Origin of the sequence: Pseudomonas sp. GL-RE-26 (assembly GCF_019956275.1) — a bacterium.
Lineage (GTDB): Bacteria > Pseudomonadota > Gammaproteobacteria > Pseudomonadales > Pseudomonadaceae > Aquipseudomonas > Aquipseudomonas grandcourensis.
Window position 1 is genome coordinate 83,834 of record NZ_JAHBDI010000066.1, and the last position, 25,180, is coordinate 109,013.

Below are 25,180 nucleotides of genomic sequence, written 5' to 3' on the forward strand. Positions count from 1 at the left end.
CAGTGTCTTACACAAAACTCCTGTTACGTAAGCCGAAGGTAAATTGCCGGTAAAGGCGCTTTGCTTAAAACCCGCCAGTGCTTATCGTTCAGCCTCATGTAAAAAAGCCCACGCGCCCAATGGTTGATCACTCAATGCAATCCTCCGCTTCCCGTAGTCCTCGTCGCTGGCTGTTCGGCCTGCTTGTCCTGTTGGTCATCGCTGGCCTGTGCTGGAAATTCTGGCCCGGCAGCGCTGCACCCAAAGAGGCTACGGGGCAGAAAGCCGTCGCCGGGCATACCGGCAGGTCAGGCGGGATGCGCCCTGGATTCGGTGGCGCGTCCGGGCCGGTACCGGTGCGAGTGGCGCCCGCGGTCAAGGGGGATTTCCCGCTGTATTTCAAGGCGCTGGGCACGGTCACGGCGCTGAACACCATCAATGTCCGCAGTCGCGTCGGCGGTGAGCTGGTCAAGATCTATTTCGAAGAAGGGCAGATGGTCAAGGCCGGCGACCTGCTGGCCGAAATCGACCCGCGCCCGTACCAGAATGCCTTGCTTCAGGCCGAGGGCACCTTGCTGCAGAATCAGGCGCAGCTGAAAAATGCCCAGGTCGACGTCGAGCGCTATCGCGGTCTGTACCGTGAAGACAGTATTGCCAAGCAGACCCTGGACACCGCCGAAGCGCTGGTCGGTCAATTCCAGGGCACGGTCAAGACCAATCAGGCGGCGGTCAACGACGCCAAACTTAACCTCGAATTCACCCGGATCCGCGCACCGATCACCGGACGCGTCGGCCTGCGTCAACTGGACGTCGGCAACCTGGTCGCGGCCAACGACACTACCGCATTGGCGATCATCACCCAGACCCAACCGATCAGCGTGGCCTTCACCCTCCCGGAAAACAGCCTCGACACGGTGCTGACCCGTTATCGCAGCGGCGCCAAACTGTCGGCTGAAGCCTGGGATCGCGGTGATACCAAACTGCAAGCCACTGGCGTATTGCAGAGCCTGGACAACCAGATCGACGTCACCACCGGCACCCTGAAATTCAAGGCCCGTTTCGAGAACCGCGATCAGTTGCTGTTCCCCAACCAGTTCGTCAACGTGCGCCTGCTGGCCGACACCCTCAAAGACATCGTACTGGCGCCCTCTGCCGCAATCCAGTTCGGCACCAATGGCACGTTCGCCTATGCCCTGGACGGTGACAAGAAAGTCAAGATCCGTCAGTTGAAAGTCGGCGCCAGTGACGGCGTGAACACAGTGATCACAGAAGGCCTGTCGGCGGGCGACCGGGTCGTGCTGGAAGGCACTGACCGCCTGAAGGAAGGCAGCGACGTGGAGGTGGTCAATGACAGCCAGGACGTGCCGACCACGCCAACCGAACACCTGCAAGGCAAGTCGGCGGTCAATGCGGCTGAGCCTGCGACCACCGACAAGGCGAAAAAGGGCGGCGCATGAATCTCTCGCGGCTGTTCATCCTTCGCCCGGTAGCCACCACGCTGAGCATGCTGGCCATTATCCTGGCCGGCGTCATCGCCTATCGGCTGCTGCCGGTGTCGGCATTGCCCCAGGTCGATTACCCGACCATTCGCGTCATGACCCTGTACCCCGGCGCCAGCCCGGATGTCATGACCAGCGCGGTGACCGCGCCGCTTGAGCGGCAATTCGGGCAAATGCCCGGCCTGACGCAAATGGCCTCTACCAGTTCCGGCGGGGCGTCGGTGCTGACCCTGCGTTTCAGCCTCGACATCAACATGGACGTGGCTGAGCAACAAGTGCAGGCAGCGATCAACGCCGCGACCAACCTGTTGCCCAAGGACCTGCCGGCACCGCCGGTGTACAACAAGGTCAACCCGGCCGATACGCCGGTGCTGACCTTGGCCATCACCTCCAAGACCATGCTGCTGCCCAAGCTCAACGATCTGGTCGATACGCGCATGGCGCAGAAAATCGCCCAGATCAGCGGCGTCGGCATGGTCAGCATTGCCGGCGGCCAGCGTCAGGCCGTGCGGATCAAGGTCAACCCCGAGGCCCTGGCCGCCAATGGCCTGAACCTGTCGGATGTGCGCACCCTGATCGGCGCCTCCAACGTCAACCAGCCCAAGGGCAACTTCGACGGCCCGACCCGGGTCTCGATGCTCGATGCAAACGATCAACTGACGTCGCCCAAGGACTACGCCAACCTGATCCTGGCCTACGCCAATGGCGCACCGCTGCGACTCAAGGACGTGGCGGAAATCGTCGACGGCGCCGAGAATGAGCGACTGGCTGCGTGGGCCAACGAGAACCAGGCCGTGCTGCTGAACATCCAGCGTCAGCCCGGCGCCAACGTGATCGAGGTAGTGGACCGGATCAAGGCCCTGCTGCCGAGCATCACCGACAACCTGCCGGCCGGCCTCGACGTGATAGTGCTGACCGACCGCACCCAGACCATCCGCGCCTCGGTCAAGGACGTGCAGCATGAATTGCTGATCGCGATCGCCCTGGTGGTCATGGTCACCTTCCTGTTCCTGCGTCGCGCCAGTGCCACGATCATTCCGTCGGTGGCCGTGCCGCTGTCGCTGATCGGTACGTTCGGCGTGATGTACCTGGCAGGCTTCTCGGTCAACAACCTGACCCTGATGGCCCTGACCATCGCCACCGGTTTCGTGGTGGACGATGCGATCGTCATGCTGGAGAACATTTCCCGATTCATCGAAGAAGGCGACAGCCCGCTGAACGCCGCGCTCAAAGGCGCCAAACAGATCGGTTTCACCCTGATCTCCCTGACATTGTCGCTGATCGCCGTGCTGATTCCGCTGCTGTTCATGGCGGACGTGGTCGGGCGGTTGTTCCGCGAGTTCGCCATCACTCTGGCAGTGGCGATCCTGATTTCCCTTGTCGTTTCCCTGACCCTGACGCCGATGATGTGCGCGCGGTTGCTCAAGCGCGAACCCAAGGAAGCAGAGCAGGGTCGCTTCTACCGTGCCAGCGGCGCATTCATCGACTGGATGATCGCCGCCTACGGACGCAAATTGCAGTGGGTGCTCAAGCACCAGCCGCTGACCCTGATGGTGGCCATTGGCACTTTGGCGCTGACGGTATTCCTGTACATGGTGGTGCCCAAGGGCTTCTTCCCAGTGCAGGACACCGGCGTCATCCAGGGCATTTCCGAAGCGCCGCAATCGATTTCCTTCGCCGCCATGAGCGAGCGCCAGCAGGAACTGGCCAAGGTCATCCTGGCCGACCCGGCGGTCGAGAGCCTGTCTTCCTACATTGGCGTGGATGGCGATAACTCGACCCTCAACAGCGGTCGGTTGTTGATCAACCTCAAGTCGCACCAAGACCGCGACCTGAGCGCCACGCAAGTGATTGCCCGCTTGCAACCGGAACTGGACAAACTGGTCGGCATCCGCCTGTTCATGCAGCCGGTGCAGGACCTGACCATCGAAGACCGGGTCAGCCGCACGCAGTACCAGTTCAGCATGTCGTCACCGGATTCGGAGTTGCTCAGCCTGTGGAGCGGGCGTCTGGTGGAGGCCCTGGCCGACCGGCCGGAATTGACCGACGTCGCCAGCGATTTGCAGGACAAGGGCTTGCAGGTCTACCTGGTGATCGACCGCGATGCGGCATCACGGGTCGGTGTATCGGTGTCGAACATCACCGATGCGCTGTACGACGCCTTCGGTCAGCGGCAGATTTCCACGATCTACACCCAGGCAAGCCAGTACCGCGTGGTGCTGCAATCGCAGTCCGGCGAGAAGATCGGCCCGCAGGCGCTGGAGCAGATTCACGTCAAGACCACCGATGGCGGGCAGGTGCGCCTGTCCAGCCTGGCGCGCATCGAAGAGCGCCAGGCGCAACTGGCCATCACCCATATCGGTCAGTTCCCGGCAGTGATGATGTCCTTCAACCTGGCGCCCGGCGTGGCGCTGGGGCATGCGGTCGAGATCATCGACCAAGTGCAGAAGGACATCGGCATGCCGATTGGCGTGCAGACCCAGTTCCAGGGCGCGGCGGAGGCTTTTCAGGCCTCGCTGTCGAGCACCTTGCTGCTGATTCTGGCGGCGGTGGTGACCATGTACATCGTGCTGGGCGTGCTCTACGAGAGCTACATCCACCCGATCACCATTCTCTCGACCCTGCCGTCGGCGGCGGTGGGCGCCTTGCTGGCGTTGATCCTCAGCGGCAACGACCTGGGCATGATCGCGATCATCGGCATCATTCTGCTGATCGGCATCGTGAAGAAGAACGCGATCATGATGATCGACTTCGCCCTCGATGCCGAGCGCAACCAGGGCATGGACCCGCAAACGGCGATCTATCAGGCCGCCTTGCTGCGTTTCCGGCCAATCCTGATGACCACTCTGGCCGCGCTGTTCGGTGCCGTGCCGTTGATGCTGGCCACCGGTTCCGGCGCAGAGCTGCGCCAGCCGCTGGGTCTGGTGATGGTTGGCGGCCTGTTGCTGAGCCAGATTCTGACCCTGTTCACTACGCCTGTGATTTACCTGTATTTCGACCGTCTCGGTCGGCGCTGGGGGCGCAAGCCTGAGTCCGTGGAAGCGGTAGAGCAGCCATGAACCTTTCCGGACCTTTCATCAAGCGCCCGGTCGCGACCATGCTGCTGAGCCTGGCGATCATGCTGCTGGGCGGCGTCAGCTTCGGTTTGCTGCCGGTGTCGCCGCTGCCGCAAATGGACTTTCCGGTGATCGTGGTCCAGGCCAGCCTGCCCGGGGCCAGCCCCGAGGTGATGGCGTCGACCGTGGCCACGCCTCTGGAGCGTTCCTTCGGCAGCATTGCCGGGGTCAACACCATGAGCAGCCGCTCCAGCCAGGGCTCGACCCGGGTAATCCTGCAATTCGACCTGGACCGCGACATCAACGGCGCGGCGCGGGAAGTGCAGGCGGCCATCAACGCCTCGCGCACCCTGCTGCCCAGCGGGATGCGCAGCATGCCGACCTACAAGAAGGTCAACCCGTCCCAGGCGCCGATCATGGTGCTGTCGCTGACGTCCGATGTGCTGGAAAAAGGCCAGCTCTATGACCTGGCCTCGACGATTCTGTCCCAGAGCCTGTCCCAGGTGCAGGGCGTTGGCGAGGTGCAGATCGGCGGCAGCTCGCTGCCGGCGGTACGTATCGAGCTCGAACCGCAGTCGCTGAACCAGTACGGCGTGGCCCTGGACGATGTGCGCAACACCATCGCCAATGCCAACGTGCGCCGGCCCAAGGGCTCGGTGGAAGACGATCAGCGGCTGTGGCAGGTCCAGGCCAACGACCAGCTGGAAAAAGCCAAGGACTACGAGTCGCTGATCATCCACTACAACGGCGGCGCGGCCCTGCGCCTGAAGGATGTGGCCAAGGTCAGCGATGGCGTCGAGGACCGCTACAACAGCGGTTTCTTCAACGACGACGCGGCGGTACTGCTGGTGATCAACCGGCAGGCCGGCGCCAACATCATCGAGACGGTCAACGAGATCAAGGCCCAGTTGCCGGCGTTGCAGGCGGTGCTGCCGGCCAGCGTCAAGCTGAACCTGGCCATGGACCGCTCGCCGGTGATCAAGGCCACGTTGCACGAAGCGGAAATGACCTTGCTGATCGCCGTGGCGCTGGTGATCCTGGTGGTGTTCCTGTTCCTCGGTAACTTCCGCGCTTCGCTGATCCCGACCCTGGCGGTGCCGGTGTCGCTGGTCGGCACCTTTGCCGTGATGTACCTCTACGGCTTTTCGCTGAACAACCTGTCGCTGATGGCGCTGATCCTGGCCACCGGGCTGGTGGTGGACGATGCCATTGTGGTGCTGGAGAACATTTCCCGGCACATCGACGAAGGCGTGCGGCCGATGCGTGCCGCGTACCTGGGTGCCCAGGAAGTCGGTTTTACCTTGCTGTCGATGAACGTATCGCTGGTGGCGGTGTTCCTGTCGATCCTGTTCATGGGCGGGATCATTGAAAGCCTGTTCCGCGAATTCTCCATCACCCTGGCGGCAGCCATCGTGGTCTCGCTGGTAGTGTCGTTGACTCTGACCCCGATGCTCTGCGCCCGCTGGCTCAAGCCGCACACGCCGGGGCAGGAGAACCGCCTGCAACGCTGGAGTCGGCGGACCAACGACTGGATGGTCGGCAAATACGCCACCAGTCTCGACTGGGTGCTGCGTCACAAGCGCCTGACCCTGCTCAGTCTGTTCGTGACAATTGGCGTTAACATTGCGCTATATGTGATTGTTCCTAAAACATTTTTACCGCAGCAGGATACCGGTCAGCTGATCGGTTTCGTGCGCGGTGACGACGGCCTGTCCTTCAGTGTGATGCAGCCGAAGATGGAGATTTTCCGCCGGGCTGTGTTGAAGGATGAAGCGGTAGAAAGCGTCGCCGGGTTCATTGGCGGCAACAACGGCACCAACAACGCCTTCATGCTGGTGCGCCTCAAGCCGATCAAGGAACGGAGCATTTCCGCGCAGAAAGTCATCGAACGACTGCGCAAGGAAATGCCCAAGGTGCCCGGGGCACAACTGATGCTCATGGCGGACCAGGACCTGCAATTTGGTGGCGGTCGTGAGCAGACCACCTCGCAGTACTCGTACATCCTGCAGAGCGGGGATCTGGGGGCATTGCGCGAGTGGTATCCGAAAGTCGTCACCGCGCTCAAGGCCTTGCCGGAGCTGACGGCGATCGATGCGCGGGAAGGCCGCGGCGCCCGGCAAGTGACCCTGATCGTCGACCGTGACCAGGCCAAGCGCCTGGGGGTCGACATGGACATGGTCACGGCGGTGCTGAACAACGCCTACAGCCAGCGGCAGATATCGACCATCTACGACAGCCTCAACCAGTATCAGGTGGTGATGGAGGTCAATCCGAAGTACGCCCAGGACCCGATCACCCTCAAGCAGGTCCAGGTGATCACCGCTGACGGCGCGCGGATCCCGCTGTCGACCATCGCCCATTACGAAAACAGCCTGGAAAATGACCGGGTCAGCCACGAAGGCCAGTTTGCTTCGGAAAGCATTGCCTTCGACATGGCTGAAGGCGTGACCGTGGAGCAGGGCGGTGCCGCCATCGAGCGGGCGATTGCCAAGGTTGGCCTGCCGGAAGACGTGATCGCGAAAATGGCCGGCACAGCCGACGCTTTCGCGGCGACTCAGAAAAGTCAGCCGTGGATGATTCTGGGGGCGCTGGTGGCGGTGTATCTGGTCTTGGGTGTGTTGTATGAAAGCTACATTCACCCGCTGACGATTCTCTCGACCTTGCCGTCGGCCGGGGTCGGCGCGTTGCTGTCGATCTATGCGCTGGGCGGCGAATTCAGCCTGATTTCGTTGCTGGGACTGTTTCTGCTGATCGGCGTGGTGAAGAAAAACGCGATTCTGATGATTGACCTGGCGTTGCAGCTGGAACGAAACCAGGGCATGGCCCCGCTGGAATCGATTCGCAGCGCCTGCCTGCAACGTTTGCGACCTATCCTGATGACCACCCTGGCGGCGATCCTCGGTGCCTTGCCGTTGCTGCTGAGCCGCGCCGAAGGGGCGGAAATGCGCCAGCCGCTGGGCCTGACCATTATTGGCGGGCTGATCTTCAGCCAGGTGCTGACGCTTTACACCACCCCGGTGGTTTACCTCTATCTCGACAAACTGCGCCATCGCTTCAATAAATGGCGTGGGGTGCGTACCGATGCTGCTCTGGAAACTCCGCTATGACTGACCGTTCGCTTTTCAACCTGGCTGCACCGCTGCTCATGGCCCGAGGCTCGCGCCTGTTGAGCCTGTCACTGTGCGTGGCGATGCTCAGTGCCTGCGCCGTCGGCCCGGATTACCAGCGCCCGCAAACCGCCGAACCTGCGCAGTACAAGGCGGCAGAGGGCTGGCGTCAGGCCAACCCCAGCGATGCCCTGGCGCGCGGCGCGTGGTGGGAGTTGTATGGCGACCGGCAGCTCAACGACCTGATCGAAAAACTCAACAGCGCCAACCAGACCGTCGCCCAGTCCGAAGCGCAGTACCGCCAGGCCCAGGCCTTGGTGCGCAGCGCACGGGGGGCGTTTTTCCCGACGGTGGACCTGAACGTCAGCAAGAACCGTTCTAGCCAGGGCACCGGCAGCAGCAACTCCAGCCTGAGCAGTTCGTCCAGCGGTATTCGCGACACGTATTCGGCCCAGGCGGGCGTCAGTTGGGAAGCGGACGTGTGGGGCAAGCTGCGCCGAGGCCTCGAAGCCGACACCGCCAACGCCCAGGCAAGCTTTGCCGACTTGGCGGCCATGCGCCTGAGTCAACAGTCGGAGCTGGTGCAGAATTACCTGCAACTGCGAGTGATCGATGGCCAGAAGCGCTTGCTCCAGGACACGGTCGAGGCTTATCAGCGTTCGTTGAAGATGACCGAGAACCAGTACCGCGCAGGCGTATCGGGCAAGGACGCAGTGGCCCAGGCCCAGACACAGCTCAAAGGCACCGAAGCCGATATGGTCGACCTGATCTGGCAACGCGCCCAGTTCGAGAACGCCATCGCCGTGCTGATCGGCCTGCCGCCGGCTGAGTTCAGCCTGGCGGAAAGCCAGGACATCCCGCAGTTGCCGCAAGTGCCGCCGGCGCTGCCTTCGCAGTTGCTGGAGCGTCGCCCGGACATTGCTTCGGCCGAGCGCTCGGTGATGGCCGCCAACGCCAACATTGGTGTGGCCAAGGCCGCCTATTACCCCGACCTGACATTGAACATGAACGGCGGCTACAGCAGCAGCACCTATTCCAACTGGATCAGCCTGCCGAACCGCTTCTGGTCGGTCGGACCGCAATTGGCCATGACCTTGTTCGACGGCGGCCAGCGCTCGGCGGAAGTCGACCGCAGTGAAGCGGCCTATGACGAAACGGTGGCCAGGTACCGCCAGACCGTGCTGGACGGTTTCCGCGAGGTGGAAAACTTCCTGGTACAGCTCAAGGTGCTTCAGGACGAAGCCGTTGTGCGCCAACAGGCACTGGACGCCGCCCGGGAATCGTTGCGCCTGACCCAGAACCAGTACAAGGCCGGCTTGATTGCGTACATCGATGTGGTGGTGACTCAGGCGGCGGCGCTGAGCAATGAGCGCAGTAATCTGGACCTGCTGCAAAGCCGATTATTAGCCAGCGTGCAGTTGATTGCCGCGTTGGGGGGTGGCTGGGATGGGCAGCTTGAGGTGAGTGATAGCCAGTAACCCGGATCAGAGGAACACAGCGGCAACTGTGGCGAGGGAGCTTGCTTGTGGCGAGGGGGCTTGCCCCCGTTGGGTCGCGAAGCGGCCCTGAATTCTGGCACCCACATTCCTGCAGAATGATCATGGTCGCCTTTTTTGCGACCGCTTCGCGCTCGAGCGGGGGCAAGCCCCCTCGCCACAATTGGCGGTGTAACAACTCCCACAAAGGCTTTAGCTCGGCATTTTCAGGCCATGAGGCCAGTTAATGTAAAACCTTAAAACAAGCGTTTCATCGGACTGATGGCCCTTTGCTCATTTTGTGAGTGCGTTCTCATTTGGAATCAGTACAATCGCCGCATTTGCCCCCCAGCGAGAATCAATACCAATAAGGGGGGCGTTCGCGAGAAGTCTCCATGCTCATCGGCAGCTATTCCCCCACCCTGGTCATCATTTCGCTCTGTGTAGCGATTCTTGCCTCATACACCGCACTCGACCTTACCGGACGCATTGCCACCGCCAAAGGCCGCGCCGTGCATTTGTGGACCGCGGGCGGGGCCGTTGCCATGGGCATCGGCATCTGGTCGATGCACTTTATCGGCATGCTCGCGTTCAAGTTGCCGATCGGCCTGGGGTACGACGGCGCCATCACCCTGTTGTCGCTGCTGATCGGCGTGCTCTCCAGCGGTTTTGCGCTGTGGCTGGTCAGCCAGCCGCAATTGCCGGCCTGGCAGCTGGCCTTTGGCGCGTTGGTCATGGGCGCCGGCATCAGCGCGATGCACTACACCGGCATGGCCGCCATGCGCATGCAGCCGGGCATCGACTACGACCCGACTCTGTTCGGCGCCTCGCTGCTGATCGCTGTCGGTGCTTCGGGCGCGGCATTGTGGATCGCTTTCCATCTACGCCGGCACACGCCTTATGTCCGTCTGATTCGTGGCGGTGCCGCGGTGATCATGGGCATCGCCATCGTCGGTATGCACTACACCGGGATGGCCGCCGCACGCTTTGCCGACGGCAGTTTTTGTGGCGCAGCGGTCAATGGATTGAGCGGCAATGGCCTGGACAACCTGGTGCTGATCACCACGTTGGCGGTGCTGAGCATCGCCTTGCTGACCTCGATCCTCGATGCACGCCTGGAGGCTCGTACCGCGAACCTGGCCCGGTCGCTGACTGAGGCCAACCGTGAGCTGACCCAACTGGCCCTGCACGACACCCTCACCGGGTTGCCGAACCGGACGTTGCTCGCCGATCGAATCGATCAGGCCATGTCGCGGGTCCGGGAACAGGGGGGGTGCTTTGCCCTGATGTTCATCGACCTGGACGGCTTCAAACCGGTCAACGATGCCTTCGGCCACCACATGGGTGATCTGCTGTTGCGCGAAGTGGCCGTGCGCCTGCGCGAAGAATTGCGCAGCCAGGACACCCTGGCGCGGATCGGCGGCGATGAGTTCGTGTTGCTGGTGCAATTGAGCGAACAGAACGACGCCTTGAACCTCGCGGCCCGTCAGGTCGGGTTGATCGCGCGCGCGTTCCGGGTTGCCGAACATGATTTGCACATTTCCGCCAGCGTCGGCATCGCGCTCTACCCGGGTAACGGGCAGTCCGCCCACGAATTGCTGATGAACGCCGACGCGGCGATGTATCACGCCAAAGGCGCGGGTAAAAACGGCTACAGCTTTTTCGATGCCTCGATGAACAGCAACGCCCGCAAACAGCTGCAATTGCTGCAGGACCTGCGCAATGCCGTGGAACAGCAGGAATTCAGCCTGCATTACCAGCCCAAGTTCGACGCCGCCAATGGCCGGCCAGTGGGCGCCGAGGCTTTGTTGCGCTGGGAGCACCCGACGCAAGGGATGCTGTTGCCGGATAAATTCATCGAAATGGCGGAAAAGACCGGACTGATCATTCCGATCGGCGAGTGGGTGCTCAACGAAGCGTGCCGCCAGATGCGCGAGTGGTACGTGCTGGGCTACACCGAGTGGCGCATCGCGGTGAACCTGTCGGCCATTCAGTTTTGCCATGCCGGGCTGGTCCAGAGCGTTGCCAAGGCGCTGGCGACGCACCATCTGCCGGCCAACAGCCTGACCCTGGAAATCACCGAAACCACCGCCATGAGCGATGCCGACGCGAGCATGACGGTGCTGCAGGAACTGTCGGAAATGGGCGTCGACCTGTCCATCGACGATTTTGGCACTGGCTATTCGAGTTTGATGTACCTCAAGCGCCTGCCGGCCAACGAGCTTAAGATCGACCGTGGTTTTGTCCGGGACCTGGAGCACGACAGCGACGACGCGGCCATCGTTTCGGCCATCGTCGCCCTTGGCCAGGCGCTGGGGCTGCGCATTGTCGCCGAAGGTGTGGAGACGGGAGTGCAGCAGGACTTCCTGACTCAACTCGGCTGCGATTCGTTGCAGGGTTACCTGCTGGGGCATCCTCTGCCCGCCGCAGGGTTCATGGTGGAAATCCATCGCGGGGAGCAATTGGTCGAGCAGTTGAAAGCCAGTACAGAGTTCGAGATGTCGATGACATGACAGCTGATGTGAAGCCATGCAAAAACCGTCAATGGCGGTTATTCTTGCCCCCGACCGCTTAAGCTTTGATTGGGGGAAAGCTCGCATGGACAAAGTCATCGTCATCACCGGCGGTAGCCGCGGCATTGGTGCCGCCACCGCTCTGTTGGCCGCCGCGCAGGGCTATCGGATCTGCATCAACTATCAGGCGGACGAACAGTCTGCACTCGCCGTGCTGGAGCAAGTCCGCGCTCTCGGTGCGCAAGCCATTGCGGTACGGGCCGATGTCAGCATCGAAGACGAAGTCATCGCGCTGTTCAATCGGGTCGACAGTGAACTGGGCCGGGTCACCGCACTGGTGAACAACGCCGGCACCGTCGGGCAGAAGTCCCGGGTCGACGAAATGTCCGAGTTCCGCATTCTCAAAATCATGAAAACCAACGTCCTGGCGCCGATCCTCTGTGCCAAGCACGCGATCTTGCGCATGTCGCCCAGGCACGGCGGGCAGGGCGGCAGCATCGTCAACGTATCATCGGTCGCCTCGCGCTTGGGATCACCCAACGAGTACGTGGATTACGCAGCGTCCAAAGGCGCGCTGGACACCTTCACCATCGGCCTGTCCAAGGAAGTGGCGGGTGAGGGGATTCGCGTCAACGCCGTGCGCCCCGGCTTCATCTATACCGATTTCCATGCCTTGAGCGGCGATCCGGATCGGGTCAGCAAGCTGGAATCGGCGATTCCGATGGCTCGGGGCGGGCGCCCGGATGAAGTGGCGGAGGCGATTGTCTGGTTGCTGTCGGACAAGGCTTCTTATGCGACCGGGACTTTTGTTGATCTTGGTGGTGGGCGTTAACTCCTGAGACAGGTGTTGTTTGCGCTGGCCTCATCGCGAGCAAGCTCGCTCCCACAGTGGATCTCCAGTGTTCACAGATATTGTGTACACCAATAAACCCTTGTGGGAGCGGGCTTGCTCGCGAAGGCGATAGTGCAGGCAACATCCAACCATCAGAACGACCGCACAATCCGCCCCAACGTCTCCATCGCCTTCTCCGAATCCTCGGTCCACGGGCTGCCGTAATTCAGCCGAATGCAATTTCTGAAGCGCTGGGTCGGTGAAAAGATCGGCCCCGGTGCAATGCTGATGCCTTGCGCCAATGCCATCTGGAACAACTTCAACGAATCCATCTGCTCCGGTAATTCCAGCCACAGAAAGTACCCGCCCGCCGGTTGGCTGACCCGCGTTTGCGCCGGGAAATACCGGGCGATGGCGGCGAGCATGGCGCTTTGCTGATCTTCCAGCGCGTGACGCAACTTGCGCAGGTGCCGGTCGTAACCACCGTGTTGCAGGTAATCGGCGATGGCGGCCTGGGCCGGCATCGAGGCGCACAGCGAAGTCATGAGTTTCAGCCGTTCGATTTTCTGTGCGTAACGCCCGGCGGCGACCCAGCCGATGCGGTAGCCGGGGGCCAGGCTCTTGGCGAACGAGCCGCAGTGCATCACCAGGCCTTCGGTATCAAAGGCCTTGGCCGGTTTCGGTGCTTGTTGGCCGTAATAGAGTTCGGCGTAGACATCGTCCTCGATCAGCGGCACCTGATGGCGCCGCAACAATTCCACAAGCTGCTGTTTCTTGGCCTCGGGCAGGGTCGCGCCCATGGGATTCTGGAAACTGGTCATGCACCAGCAGGCCTTGATCGGATGGCGCTCCAGGGTTTGTTCGAGCACGCCGAGGTCGATGCCGTCTCGCGGGTGCACGGGAATTTCCACGGCCTTGAGTTTCAGGCGTTCGAGCACTTGCAGGCAGGCGTAGAACGCCGGGGCTTCGATGGCCACCAGATCGCCAGGCTCCGTCACCGCCTGCAGACACAGGTTGAGGGCCTCCAGGGCACCGTTGGTGATCAGCAACTCTTCCATGGGCAACATCAGCCCGCCGACCATGTAACGCAGGGCGATTTGCCGACGCAGTTGCGGGTTACCCGGCGACATGTCGGTGACCACCATGCGCGGGTCCATCTCGCGGCTGGCGCTGGCCAGGGAACGGGACAAGCGTTGCAGGGGAAACAGCATCGGGCTGGGGAACGCCGAGCCGAAGGGCACGGTGTTCGGATCCTTGATCGAGTCGAGCACCGAGAACACCAGTTCGCTGACGTCGACTTCCGTGGACTCGTTGACCTCATTGCTGATCACCGGCTCGGAAAACGGTCGGGGTGCATGGGCGTTGACGAAATAGCCAGAGCGCGGACGTGCGCGGATCAGTCCACGACGTTCCAGCAGGTAGTAGGCCTGGAACACCGTGGACGGGCTGACGCCGTAGGTCTGGCTGGCATAGCGCACCGACGGCACCCGCTGGCCGGGACCCAGGACGCCGGAGCGGATCAGTTCTGCGATGTCGTCGGCGAATTTTTCGTAGCGTTTCATCGGTGTCCCGCAATGGAGTCGGTTCGATTAATTGTGGTGAGGGGGACCACAACTCACAAAGGTCAGCATCTTAAAGGCTCAGCGATTCATCGGCGCAACAAACCGGCTCTTCGCTACGCTGTAGACGCCGGGCTCATCGCTGTCGGCCACCTTGAAACCGATGCTCTGCGAACTGCTGGCTGGACGCTCCGTGAGCATCGCCACCGACACCGGCACATCGACAATCTCGCCCGGCGCCAGGCTGAATTCGGTCCTGCCCTGCAACTGGAAATCATCGGCATCCACCAGGCTCAATTGATAGTCCTGACGCTGCTGGGTTTTGTTGATCACCTTCAGACTGTAGATGTTTTCGATCTGCCCCTGGCTGTTCTCGCGGAACAGGCCCCGGTCCTTGCTGACGTCGAGGGACACCATCGGCCGTTCCACCAGCGCCATCACCAGGGCTGCGATCATTACCAGCAGCACGGCGGTGTAGCCGATAAGGCGCGGACGCAACAGGTGTGTCTTGCCACCCTGCAACTGATGCTCGGACGTGTAGCTGATCAATCCTGGGGCGTAGCCCATTTTGTCCATGATCGAATCGCAGGCGTCGATGCAGGCGGCGCAACCGATGCATTCCATCTGCAGGCCATCGCGAATGTCGATGCCGGTCGGGCAGACCTGTACGCACAGTTGGCAATCGATGCAGTCGCCCAAACCGACCTCGACGGGTTTGACCTCGCGTTTGCGCGGGCCACGGTTTTCGCCTCGGGCCACGTCGTAGGAAATGGTCAGGGTGTCCTTGTCGAACATCACGCTCTGGAACCGCGCGTAGGGGCACATGTGCATGCACACCGCTTCACGCAGCCAACCGGCATTGATGTACGTGGCACCGGTAAAAAACAGCACCCAGAACAGGCTGACGCCACTCATCTGGAAGGTCAGCAGCTCTTCGGCCAATGGCCGGATCGGCGTGAAGTAGCCGACGAACGTCAGGCCGGTCATCAGGCTGATGGCCAGCCATAAGGTGTGCTTGGCCGAGCGACGCATCAGCTTGTTCAGGCCCCACGGCGCGGCTTGCAACTTGATCCGCTGGTTGCGTTCGCCTTCGGTGATCTTCTCGCACCACATGAAGATCCAGGTCCACGAACTTTGTGGGCAGGTGTAGCCGCACCAGACCCGTCCCGCGAACACGGTGATCGCAAACAGACCGAACGCGGCAATGATCAACAACGCCGAGAGCAGGATGAAATCCTGCGGCCAGAAGGTCGCGCCGAAGATATGGAACTTGCTTTCGGACAGGTCCCAGAGCACCGCCTGGCGGCCGCCCCAGTTCAACCACACGGTGCCGAAAAACAGCACAAACAGAAAACCGGCGCCGCTGATGCGCAGGTTGCGGAACAGCCCGGTGAAGCTGCGGGTGTGGATCTGGTTGTCGCTGGCTTTGACCTTCATCTTTGGACGCGAAGGCTCGAATGTTTCTACGGTTCGGACGGGGATTCTCTCGCTCATGGTCTTTCGCTCATCAGCCTCCATCAGGCATGAGCACTATGAGCGGCGATCTGTTTGCATAACAGACTCAGGTATTGCATTAAAAAGCGGATCAGATGGCTGTGTTTGCTCAGCCTGCGACAACTTGAAGCAGCCGCCGCTGCCGGGCCCATGGGCCTTTCCAAAACAGCGGCGGCAAGTGCGGATCAATCCCGGTCAAATCACCGAACCACTGTCGGTGGCTTTCAAATGCCGGCGTCCATCCACCGCGCCTGCCTGTCAGGTATTCACCCTGTCCGCGGAGGTTGTTTCACAGCCTGATTCCGGCTCGTTGCTCTTTGTTTCCGAGAGTTCGTGCTGGCTGTAGTCAATTTCACCGTGCAGCAGATGATTCTCCAGATCCCTGATGATTGAGCTTCTGGTTGATTGTTTTGAGGGGTTGCGTTCGGCTTCGAAGCAAAGAAATTCGTAGTTGAATATTTTCAAAGGAAGGCCAGCCGTCGATTGGTCGTTCACGGTAGAGCGCGTGGTGCTGTGCGCCAGCTCGGTCTGCGAATTCGTTGACGCTGGGAAAAATCGTTTTCATGGCTGGCCACGCTCAAGGCTGACGGAGTGATGGCTATATAAGGCGGAGGGTGTAAGTTTCGTAAAGTGTCGGACGGGCAGGATTGCTGCTTTAGGATCGGTACTACGCGTTCTTGGGAAGAGTCATTCATTTTTCATAATCGTCCCTGCTTTCGACGCGGGAACGATCAACTGTCTTCATTGCGGATTCACAATCACCGGAGGCATTGTCGTTGGCGGTTCTTCCCTTGGCGGCTGGGTCGTGCAGGGAATGGATTGTTCATTGTTCAAGCCTGCGGTGGCACATGGCGTGAGTCGTGCTTAAGTAGGTGGACTGGTTGGTTGACCGCAGCGCGTAGGACTTGATTCCGGTAACTGTCGATGAAACTTTCCCGGCGGCTGTCGCTCGGAACCTAAGTGAGTGCATCCCGGGGCGGATCGCCCGGCGGGGTGGCGACCAGACACAAGCGCGTCCATGGGGCGTAAGGAGAGAGGCTCGATGACGGCTGAAAAACCGACTGAGTTGAGCTACAACCCGCACATGCCGCTGTCGCAGGCGTTGTTGCTGCCGCGTATCGTCATTGAAAACATCATGCCGACCCTTGAAGGCGGACAGTTCGCGGTCAAGGCCGTGGTGGGACAGGACGTGGTGGTGACGGCCAAAGTCTTCGCCGACGGGCATGACAAGCTGGCGGTTCGTGTGCGCTGGCGGGCCGAAGACCAGGACGTCTGGCAAAGCGCGGGCATGAACGACCTGGGCAACAACGGTTGGCAAGGGCAGTTCCGTGTCGACAGCCAGGGCCCTTATCTGTTCTGTATCGAAGCCTGGATCGATCAGTTCGCCAGTTTTTGCCATGAGCTGGAAAAGAAGCATGCGGCGGCGGTGCCCGTCAGCCTGGAATTGCAGGAAGGGCGGATTCATGTGCAACAAGCCGCCGAACGCAGCGAAGGGCAACTCAGCGAGCAACTGGCAGCCTTGCACCATGAACTGTCAGGGTTGCTTGAAACCGAGCAGGTTGCACTGTTTTTGCACCCGCGTAGCGCCGACCTCATGGCCCAAGTCGATCATCGTGCCTACCTGAGTCTGAGCCCGGAGTACCCGGTGGATGTGGAGCGCGAGCTGGCGCAGTTCGCCAGTTGGTATGAATTGTTCCCGCGTTCGATCACCGACAGTCCGGCCCGCCACGGCACCTTCAATGACGTGCATTCGCGGCTGGCGATGATCCATGACCTGGGCTTCGACGTGCTGTATTTCCCGCCGATCCACCCGATCGGGCGCAGCTACCGCAAGGGCCCGAACAACTCACTGACGGCGGGCCCCGATGATCCGGGCAGCCCCTATGCGATTGGCAGCGAGGAGGGCGGGCACGAGGCGATTCACTCGCAATTGGGCACCCGCGAAGACTTCCGCCGACTGGTGGCGGCCGCCGCGGCCCATGGCCTGGAAATCGCTCTGGATTTTGCCATCCAGTGCTCCCAGGACCATCCATGGCTCAAGCAACACCCGGGCTGGTTCAACTGGCGGCCGGACGGCACGATCAAATACGCGGAGAACCCACCGAAGAAATACCAGGACATCGTCAACGTCGACTTCTATACCCCTGAGGCGATTCCGAGCCTGTGGGTGGAACTGCGGGACATCGTGGTCGGCTGGGTAGAAGAGGGCGTGAAGATCTTTCGCGTCGATAACCCGCACACCAAGCCGTTGCCGTTCTGGCAATGGTTGATCGCCGATGTACGGGCGTTGTACCCCGAGGTGATCTTCCTCGCCGAAGCCTTTACCACCCCAGCCATGATGGCGCGCCTTGGCAAAGTCGGTTATTCCCAGAGCTATACCTATTTCACCTGGCGCAACACCAAGGCCGAGCTGGCGACCTACTTCACTGAACTCAACGAGTCGCCGTGGCGCGAATGCTACCGGCCGAATTTTTTCGTCAATACACCGGACATCAACCCGGCGTTCCTCCACGAATCCGGGCGCCCCGGGTTTCTCATCCGCGCCGTGCTGGCGACCATGGGCTCGGGCCTGTGGGGCATGTACTCAGGTTTCGAGTTGTGCGAGTCAGCACCAGTGCCAGGCAAGGAGGAATACCTCGATTCCGAGAAGTACGAAATCCGCTCCAGGGACTTCAATGCGCCGGGCAACATCATTGCCGAGATCGCCCAACTCAACCGTATCCGTCGGCAGAACCCGGCGTTGCACACGCATCTGGGCCTGAAGGTCTACAACGCCTGGAACGACAACATTCTGTACTTCGGCAAGCGCAGCGCCGATGGAGGTAATTTCATTCTGGTGGCGGTCAGTCTCGATCCGCACAACGTGCAGGAGGCGAACTTCGAGTTGCCGTTGTGGGAAATGGGCTTGCCGGACTACGCCAGCACCCTGGGCGAAGACTTGATGAATGGCCATCGCTGGACCTGGCATGGCAAGCAGCAATTCATGCGGATCGACCCGGCGTATCAGCCGTTCGGGATTTGGAGAATTACCGCCTCTTGAGAACACCGCAGGGGATTCTCAGCCTGTGGCCAAGATGAATTCACCAGGAGTTTCACATGGCGAAGAAACCCAAGGCAGCCACGTTCATCAAGGACCCGCTCTGGTACAAGGACGCGGTGATCTATCAAGTTCACGTCAAATCGTATTTCGACTCCAACAACGACGGGATTGGCGACTTTCCCGGCCTCATCGCCAAGCTCGACTACATCGCCGACCTGGGCGTCAACACCATCTGGCTATTGCCGTTCTATCCCTCGCCACGGCGTGACGACGGTTATGACATCGCCGAGTACCGCGGCGTACACAGTGACTACGGCACCATGGCCGATGCCAGGCGTTTCATTGCCGAGGCGCACAAACGCGGCCTGCGGGTGATCACCGAGCTGGTCATCAACCACACATCCGACCAGCACCCGTGGTTCCAGCGGGCGCGCAAGGCCAAACCCGGATCGGCGGCACGGGACTTCTACGTGTGGTCCGATGACGATCAGAAATACGACGGCACCCGCATCATTTTCCTCGATACAGAGAAGTCCAACTGGACCTGGGACCCGGTCGCCGGCCAATACTTCTGGCACCGTTTCTACTCCCACCAGCCGGACCTGAACTTCGATAACCCGCAGGTCATGAAAGCGGTGCTGTCGGTGATGCGTTACTGGCTCGACATGGGCATCGACGGCTTGCGCCTGGACGCTATTCCCTACCTGATCGAGCGCGACGGCACCAACAACGAGAACCTGCCGGAAACCCACGACGTCCTGAAAAAGATACGCGCCGAAATCGACGCCAACTACCCCGACCGCATGCTGCTGGCCGAGGCCAATCAGTGGCCGGAAGACACCCAGTTGTACTTCGGCGACACCGACAAGAAAGGCCTGAACGGCGACGAATGCCACATGGCCTTTCACTTCCCGTTGATGCCGCGCATGTACATGGCGCTGGCCCAGGAAGATCGCTTCCCGATTACCGACATTCTGCGCCAAACCCCGGATATACCCGCCAACTGCCAATGGGCAATCTTCCTGCGCAACCACGATGAGCTGACCCTGGAGATGGTCACCGACAAGGAACGCGACTACCTATGGAATTACTACGCCGCCGACCGCCGCGCGCGGATCAACCTGGGGATTCGTCGACGTCTGGCGCCGCTGATGGAGCGCGACCGCCGCCGGGTCGAGCTGCTCAACAGCCTGCTGCTGTCCATGCCCGGCACGCCAACCCTGTACTACGGCGATGAGATCGGCATGGGCGACAACATCTACCTCGGCGACCGCGACGGTGTGCGTACGCCGATGCAATGGTCCATCGACCGCAACGGCGGTTTCTCCCGCGCCGACCCGGCGAGCCTGGTGCTGCCGCCGATCATGGACCCGCAATATGGCTACCTGTCGGTCAACGTCGAAACCCAGGCCGGCGACCCGCATTCGCTGCTCAACTGGACCCGGCGCCTGCTCGCCGTGCGCAAGCAATCCAAGGCCTTCGGGCGCGGTACGTTGAAGATGCTGTCGCCGAGCAATCGGCGGATTCTGGCCTACACCCGCGAATTCACCGGGGTGGACGGCAAGCACGAAGTCATTCTGTGCGTGGCCAACGTGTCGCGCAGTGCCCAGGCCGCCGAGCTGGACCTGTCGTCCTACGTCGGCATGGTGCCGGTGGAAATGCTCGGGGGTAACGCGTTCCCGCCCATCGGCCAGCTGAATTTCCTCCTGACGCTGGCGCCTTTCGGCTTCTACTGGTTCGGCCTCGCCGCGGAAAACCAGATGCCGAGCTGGCACGTGGAGCCCGCACAGAGTCTGCCGGACTTCACCACGCTGGTGCTGAAAAAACGCATGGAAGAACTGCTTGAAGCGCCGTCACGCACCACGCTGGAGCAAAGCATCCTGCCCAACTGGCTGCAGAACCGCCGCTGGTTCGCCGGCAAGGACGCCGCCATTGAACAGGTCGATCTGGTCTATGGCGTGCGGTTCGGCGATCCGCAACACCCGGTGTTGTTCAGCGAGATCAATGTCACCAGCGCTGGCCAGAGCAGCCGCTATCAGTTGCCGTTCGGCTTTATCTCGGAGGATCAGGTCGGTACTCCGTTGCCGCAGCAATTGGCATTGTCGCGGGTACGGCGCGGACGCCAGGTCGGCCTGATCACCGATGCCTTCAGCCTGGACACCTTTGTGCATGCCGTATTGCAGGGCATTCAGGCCGGTACCGTATTGGCCTCCAGCGACGGCGACATTCGCTTCGAGTCCACCGCGGAGCTGGAAAAACTCGGCCTCAATGCCGAGTCGCCGGTACGTTACCTGTCCGCCGAACAGTCCAACAGCTCGGTGGTGATCGGCAACAGCCTGGTGCTGAAGCTGATCCGCAAGGTCGCCTGCGGTGTGCACCCTGAGCTTGAAATGAGCGCGTACCTGACCGCGGCCGGGTTCAGCAATATTTCGCCATTGCTGGGGGCCGTGGTGCGCCGGGACGGGGCGGGTGAAGACAATTTGCTGATGATCGCCCAAGGCTATCTGAGCAATCAGGGCGATGCTTGGGAATGGACCCAGAACAACCTCGAACGGGCGCTTCGCGATGAGCTGGCCGACGCCGTGTCCGAGCAAGAACAACATTACAACGCGCTAGGCGAACTGAAAGATTTCGCCGCTATGCTCGGTCAGCGCCTGGGGGAAATGCACCGGGTGCTGGCGGCGCCGAGTGTCAACCCGGACTTCTTGCCCCAGGTCACCACGCAGAAAGAGGCGCTGGCCTCGGCCAGGGACGTCGCGGCGCAAATCGAGCACGCGCTGAACTTGCTCAAGCAGCATAAGAATCAACTGAACCCGGCGGACCAGACCCTGGTCGGCCGTTTACTGGACAACAGGAAAGCCATCCTCGGCCATGTACAAGCGTTGGGCAAAAAGACCGCGGGCGGCTTGCGCATTCGTGTGCACGGCGACCTGCATCTGGGGCAGGTGCTGGTGATCAAGGGCGATGCCTACCTGATCGACTTCGAAGGCGAACCGGCCCGGCCATTGCATGAACGACGGGGCAAACACAGCCCCTATAAGGATGTGAGCGGCGTGCTGCGCTCTTTCGATTACGCGGCGGCGATGGCGATCAATGTGCAAAGCGTCGACAACACAGCGACGGCCGATGCCGCGCGCTTGCGGGTCACCGATCGCTACTTGAGCGAGGCGCGGCAAGCATTTGTCGACGCTTATCGGCTGGCGGCAGCTAGTCTTGCCCATGCATGGCAAGATCCCGAAGGCGAGGATGCCGCGTTGGCGTTGTTCGGTCTGGAGAAGGCGGCATATGAAGTGGCCTATGAGGCGGAAAATCGCCCCACCTGGTTGCCCGTGCCGTTGCACGGTTTATATGGATTATTGAGTGGGCTTAAACCCTTTTCCGATCTTGGTGGAGAGTAGTCATGAGTGTCTCGAACAAGGAACAGGGTCATCACAAAGAAGCGCTGCTGCCCAGGGCGCGGGATATCGATGCATTGGTGCGCGCCGAGCATATTGATCCTTTCGCCATTCTCGGTCCCCACGCTGATGGTGCCGGCGGGCAATTCATTCGCGCGTATCTGCCGGGCGCCCTGAGTGTGCAGGTACTGGCCAGGGACTCCGGCGAAGAGCTGGGTCATCTTGAAGCCACGGAGACCCCGGGTTTGTTCGTCGGCCATTTCCAGCGTGCACAAGCGTACCTGCTACGCACCCGTTGGGCCGGCGGTGAGCAAACCGCAGAAGACCCTTACAGCTTCGGCCCGTTGTTGGGCGAAATGGATTTGTACCTGTTTGCCGAAGGCAATCACCGCGACCTCAGCGGGTGCCTGGGGGCGCAACTGAAAACCGTGGACGGCGTCGACGGCGTGCGTTTCGCGGTGTGGGCACCGAATGCCCGGCGAGTGTCGGTGGTCGGTGATTTCAACGTCTGGGACGGGCGCCGGCATCCGATGCGCCTGCGTCATCCCACCGGAGTCTGGGAATTGTTCATCCCGGGCCTGCAAGCCGGGGACACCTACAAATACGAGATTCTCGGCGCCCACGGCATCCTGCCGTTGAAGGCCGATCCCGTGGCGCTGGCCACCAGCCTGCCACCGGACACCGCCTCGAAAGTCGCCTCACCCTTGAACATCGACTGGCAGGACCAGGACTGGATGATGTCCCGGGGTGACCGCCATCGGGTGACGGCGCCGTTGTCGATCTACGAATTGCACGCCGGCTCGTGGCAATGCGAGCTGGACGACTTGGGTGAAGTGGCCCGCCAGTACACCTGGCCCGAATTGACCGAGCGGCTGATTCCCTATGTCAAAGACCTGGGCTTCACCCACATCGAACTGATGCCGATCATGGAGCATCCGTTCGGCGGTTCGTGGGGCTATCAGTTGCTGTCGCAATTCGCGCCGAGTGCGCGCTATGGCACGCCGGACCAGTTCGCCGCGTTCATCAACGCCTGCCACCAGGCCGAACTCGGGGTGATTCTCGATTGGGTGCCGGCGCATTTCCCCACCGATACCCACGGCCTGGCCCAGTTCGACGGCACGGCGCTGTACGAGTACGGCAACCCCCAGGAAGGTTTCCACCAGGACTGGGACACGCTGATCTACAACCTGGGGCGCACCGAAGTGCACGGCTACATGCTGGCGTCGGCGCTGCACTGGCTCAAGCATTTCCATGTCGACGGCCTGCGGGTCGATGCGGTGGCCTCGATGCTGTACCGCGACTATTCGCGCAAGGCCGGCGAGTGGGTGCCGAACCGCCATGGCGGGCGGGAGAATCTGGAAGCCATCGACTTCCTGCGTCACCTCAATGACGTGGTGGCCCTCGAAGCGCCCGGTGCGCTGGTGATCGCCGAGGAATCCACCGCATGGCCGGGTGTCAGCCAGGGTACGCAACAGGGCGGCCTGGGCTTTGCCTACAAATGGAACATGGGCTGGATGCACGATTCGCTGCATTACATCCAGCAGGACCCGGTGTACCGCGCCCATCACCACAACGAGCTGAGCTTCGGCCTGGTGTATGCGTGGTCCGAACGCTTCATCCTGCCGATCTCCCACGATGAAGTGGTACACGGCAAACACTCGCTGATCGACAAGATGCCCGGTGACCGCTGGCAGAAATTCGCCAACCTGCGGGCCTACCTGAGTTTCATGTGGGCGCATCCGGGCAAGAAGCTGTTGTTCATGGGCTGCGAATTCGGCCAGTGGCGCGAGTGGAACCATGACCAGCAACTGGACTGGTACCTGTTGCAATACCCCGAGCACAAGGGGGTGCAGAAACTGGTGGCCGACCTGAACCGCTTGTACCGCGAAGCGCCGGCGCTGCATGAGCAGGACGATGTGCCGCAGGGTTTCCAATGGCTGATCGGCGATGACGCGATCAATAGCGTTTATGCGTGGTTGCGCTGGAGCAAGGATGGTGAACCGGTGCTGGTGGTGGCCAACTTTACACCGGTGCCACGGGAGGCTTATCGCGTCGGGGTGCCGTTTGCCGGGCAGTGGAACGAGGTGCTCAACAGCGATTCGTCGATCTATGCCGGTTCCAACTACGGCAACAGTGGCGGGGCGGTTGCCGAGGAAACGCCGAGCCATGGCCAGGCGTTGTCGCTGGTGCTGAATTTGCCGCCGTTGGCGGTGTTGATGTTAAGGCCGCAGGGCTGATCCGAAGTCGGCGGCGCTGCTATTCGCGAGCAGGCTCGCTCCTACATTGGATTGATGTCGTACTCAAAACCCGTGTGGGAGCGAGCCTGCTCGCGAAGGGGCCGGTGCGGTCGACGCCGACATTTGGCGCCTGGCAATGAATGGCCGTGGCTCAGAGATGCACTTCCACCGCCAGCGGCAAATGGTCAGACAGGTGCGTCCAAGGCTTGTTTCCCAGTATTTGCGGTTTGTGGCTGCTGGCGTTGCGCAGGTAGACGCGGTCCAGGCGCAGCAAGGGAAACCGTGCGGGGTAGGTTTTGGCCGGACGGCCAAGGTGGCGTTCGAAGGCTTCGTGCAAGTAGTCGCGGCGGGCAAGGGTGGCATTGCCCTGCATCTGCCAGTCGTTGAAGTCGCCGGCAATGATCACCGGCGCATCATCCGGCAAGGATTCGAGGAGCTGACAGAGCAACTGCAACTGCAGCTGACGATGACTTTCCAGCAGGCTGAGGTGAACGCAGATCGCATGCACTTCGCGATGCCCCGGCACGTCCAGCACGCAGTGCAGCAAGCCGCGGCGTTCCGGGCCGGTAATGGAAACATCCAGGTTTCGATACTCGCGGATCGGGTATTTCGACAGCAGGGCATTGCCATGGTGACCGTCGGGATAGACGGCATTGCGCCCATAGGCGAAATCGCTCCACATACTGTCGGCAAGGAATTCATATTGCGAGGTTTGTGGCCAATCGTTGTGGCGGGAGGAGTGGCGATCGTGCTCGCCGACGACTTCTTGCAGAAACACCAGGTCTGCCGACGTACTGCGCACCGCTTCACGCAATTCAGGAAGGATGAAGCGCCGGTTGAGAGCGGTAAAACCCTTATGGGTGTTAACCGTCAGCACGCGAAGCCGATGAATCGCCGGGGGCGTGTTCAAGGGTGTCGATTCGGCTGCCTGCCGTTTTGAATGACTGGCCACTTGCACTCCTCTGACTCAGGGCTGCTTATGTATGCGACTGAT

At 61.2% G+C, this 25,180-nt stretch carries 13 protein-coding genes; 9 read left to right on the top strand and 4 right to left on the bottom strand.

Annotated features, from left to right (window positions below; translation table 11 throughout):
• Nucleotides 1-119 precede the first annotated feature (119 nt).
• From KGB07_RS25895 to KGB07_RS25920, 6 genes are all read left to right on the top strand, one after another.
• Nucleotides 120-1,436: an MdtA/MuxA family multidrug efflux RND transporter periplasmic adaptor subunit gene (locus tag KGB07_RS25895; protein WP_223466972.1), complete on the top strand. Its 1,317-nt coding sequence runs from the start codon at nucleotides 120-122 to the stop codon at nucleotides 1,434-1,436.
• Complete coding sequence (locus KGB07_RS25900) at nucleotides 1,433-4,537, top strand: MdtB/MuxB family multidrug efflux RND transporter permease subunit (RefSeq protein WP_223466973.1); 3,105 nt, start codon at nucleotides 1,433-1,435, stop codon at nucleotides 4,535-4,537. Before KGB07_RS25895 ends, KGB07_RS25900 begins: the two co-directional genes overlap by 4 nt.
• Nucleotides 4,534-7,641 (top strand): efflux RND transporter permease subunit, encoded by a 3,108-nt coding sequence (locus KGB07_RS25905; RefSeq protein WP_046037132.1) that lies wholly within the window; start codon nucleotides 4,534-4,536, stop codon nucleotides 7,639-7,641. Before KGB07_RS25900 ends, KGB07_RS25905 begins: the two co-directional genes overlap by 4 nt.
• Nucleotides 7,638-9,119 carry an efflux transporter outer membrane subunit gene (locus KGB07_RS25910; protein WP_223466974.1) on the top strand — a complete coding sequence of 494 codons (1,482 nt, stop codon included), beginning with the start codon at nucleotides 7,638-7,640 and terminating at the stop codon, nucleotides 9,117-9,119. The genes KGB07_RS25905 and KGB07_RS25910 overlap by 4 nt, the downstream gene beginning before the upstream one ends.
• A gap of 392 nt (nucleotides 9,120-9,511) precedes the next feature.
• A complete protein-coding gene (locus KGB07_RS25915; protein WP_046037130.1) occupies nucleotides 9,512-11,629 on the top strand; it encodes a putative bifunctional diguanylate cyclase/phosphodiesterase in 2,118 nt (705 codons plus the stop codon).
• Between the two features lie 85 nt (nucleotides 11,630-11,714).
• On the top strand, nucleotides 11,715-12,461 hold the full coding sequence (locus KGB07_RS25920; RefSeq protein WP_223466975.1) for an SDR family oxidoreductase: 747 nt from the start codon (nucleotides 11,715-11,717) through the stop codon (nucleotides 12,459-12,461).
• A 152-nt stretch (nucleotides 12,462-12,613) separates the two neighbouring features.
• On the opposite strand, the gene mapR is transcribed toward KGB07_RS25920, so the two are convergent.
• From mapR to KGB07_RS25935, 3 genes are all read right to left on the bottom strand, one after another.
• Nucleotides 12,614-14,023: a GntR family transcriptional regulator MpaR gene (gene mapR / locus KGB07_RS25925; protein WP_046037127.1), complete on the bottom strand. Its 1,410-nt coding sequence runs from the start codon at nucleotides 14,021-14,023 to the stop codon at nucleotides 12,614-12,616.
• A gap of 78 nt (nucleotides 14,024-14,101) precedes the next feature.
• Nucleotides 14,102-15,514 carry a cytochrome c oxidase accessory protein CcoG gene (gene ccoG, locus KGB07_RS25930; RefSeq protein WP_046037126.1) on the bottom strand — a complete coding sequence of 471 codons (1,413 nt, stop codon included), beginning with the start codon at nucleotides 15,512-15,514 and terminating at the stop codon, nucleotides 14,102-14,104.
• Between the two features lie 258 nt (nucleotides 15,515-15,772).
• Complete coding sequence (locus KGB07_RS25935) at nucleotides 15,773-16,009, bottom strand: hypothetical protein (protein ID WP_223466976.1); 237 nt, start codon at nucleotides 16,007-16,009, stop codon at nucleotides 15,773-15,775.
• Between the two features lie 547 nt (nucleotides 16,010-16,556).
• Between KGB07_RS25935 and KGB07_RS25940 the strand changes: the two genes are divergently transcribed.
• From KGB07_RS25940 to glgB, 3 genes are read left to right on the top strand one after another with little or no spacing between them, the layout of a single operon-like run.
• Nucleotides 16,557-18,554 carry an alpha-1,4-glucan--maltose-1-phosphate maltosyltransferase gene (locus KGB07_RS25940; RefSeq protein WP_223466977.1) on the top strand — a complete coding sequence of 666 codons (1,998 nt, stop codon included), beginning with the start codon at nucleotides 16,557-16,559 and terminating at the stop codon, nucleotides 18,552-18,554.
• Between the two features lie 56 nt (nucleotides 18,555-18,610).
• The gene (treS, locus tag KGB07_RS25945) at nucleotides 18,611-21,952 is read left to right on the top strand and encodes a maltose alpha-D-glucosyltransferase (protein WP_223466978.1); all 3,342 of its coding nucleotides are present in this window, start codon (nucleotides 18,611-18,613) and stop codon (nucleotides 21,950-21,952) included.
• A 2-nt stretch (nucleotides 21,953-21,954) separates the two neighbouring features.
• Complete coding sequence (gene glgB / locus KGB07_RS25950; RefSeq protein WP_223466979.1) at nucleotides 21,955-24,186, top strand: 1,4-alpha-glucan branching protein GlgB; 2,232 nt, start codon at nucleotides 21,955-21,957, stop codon at nucleotides 24,184-24,186.
• Between the two features lie 151 nt (nucleotides 24,187-24,337).
• On the opposite strand, the gene KGB07_RS25955 is transcribed toward glgB, so the two are convergent.
• Entirely contained in the window at nucleotides 24,338-25,138 is an 801-nt protein-coding gene (locus KGB07_RS25955) for an endonuclease/exonuclease/phosphatase family protein (RefSeq protein WP_223466981.1), read from the bottom strand.
• Between the last annotated feature and the right edge of the window lie 42 nt (nucleotides 25,139-25,180).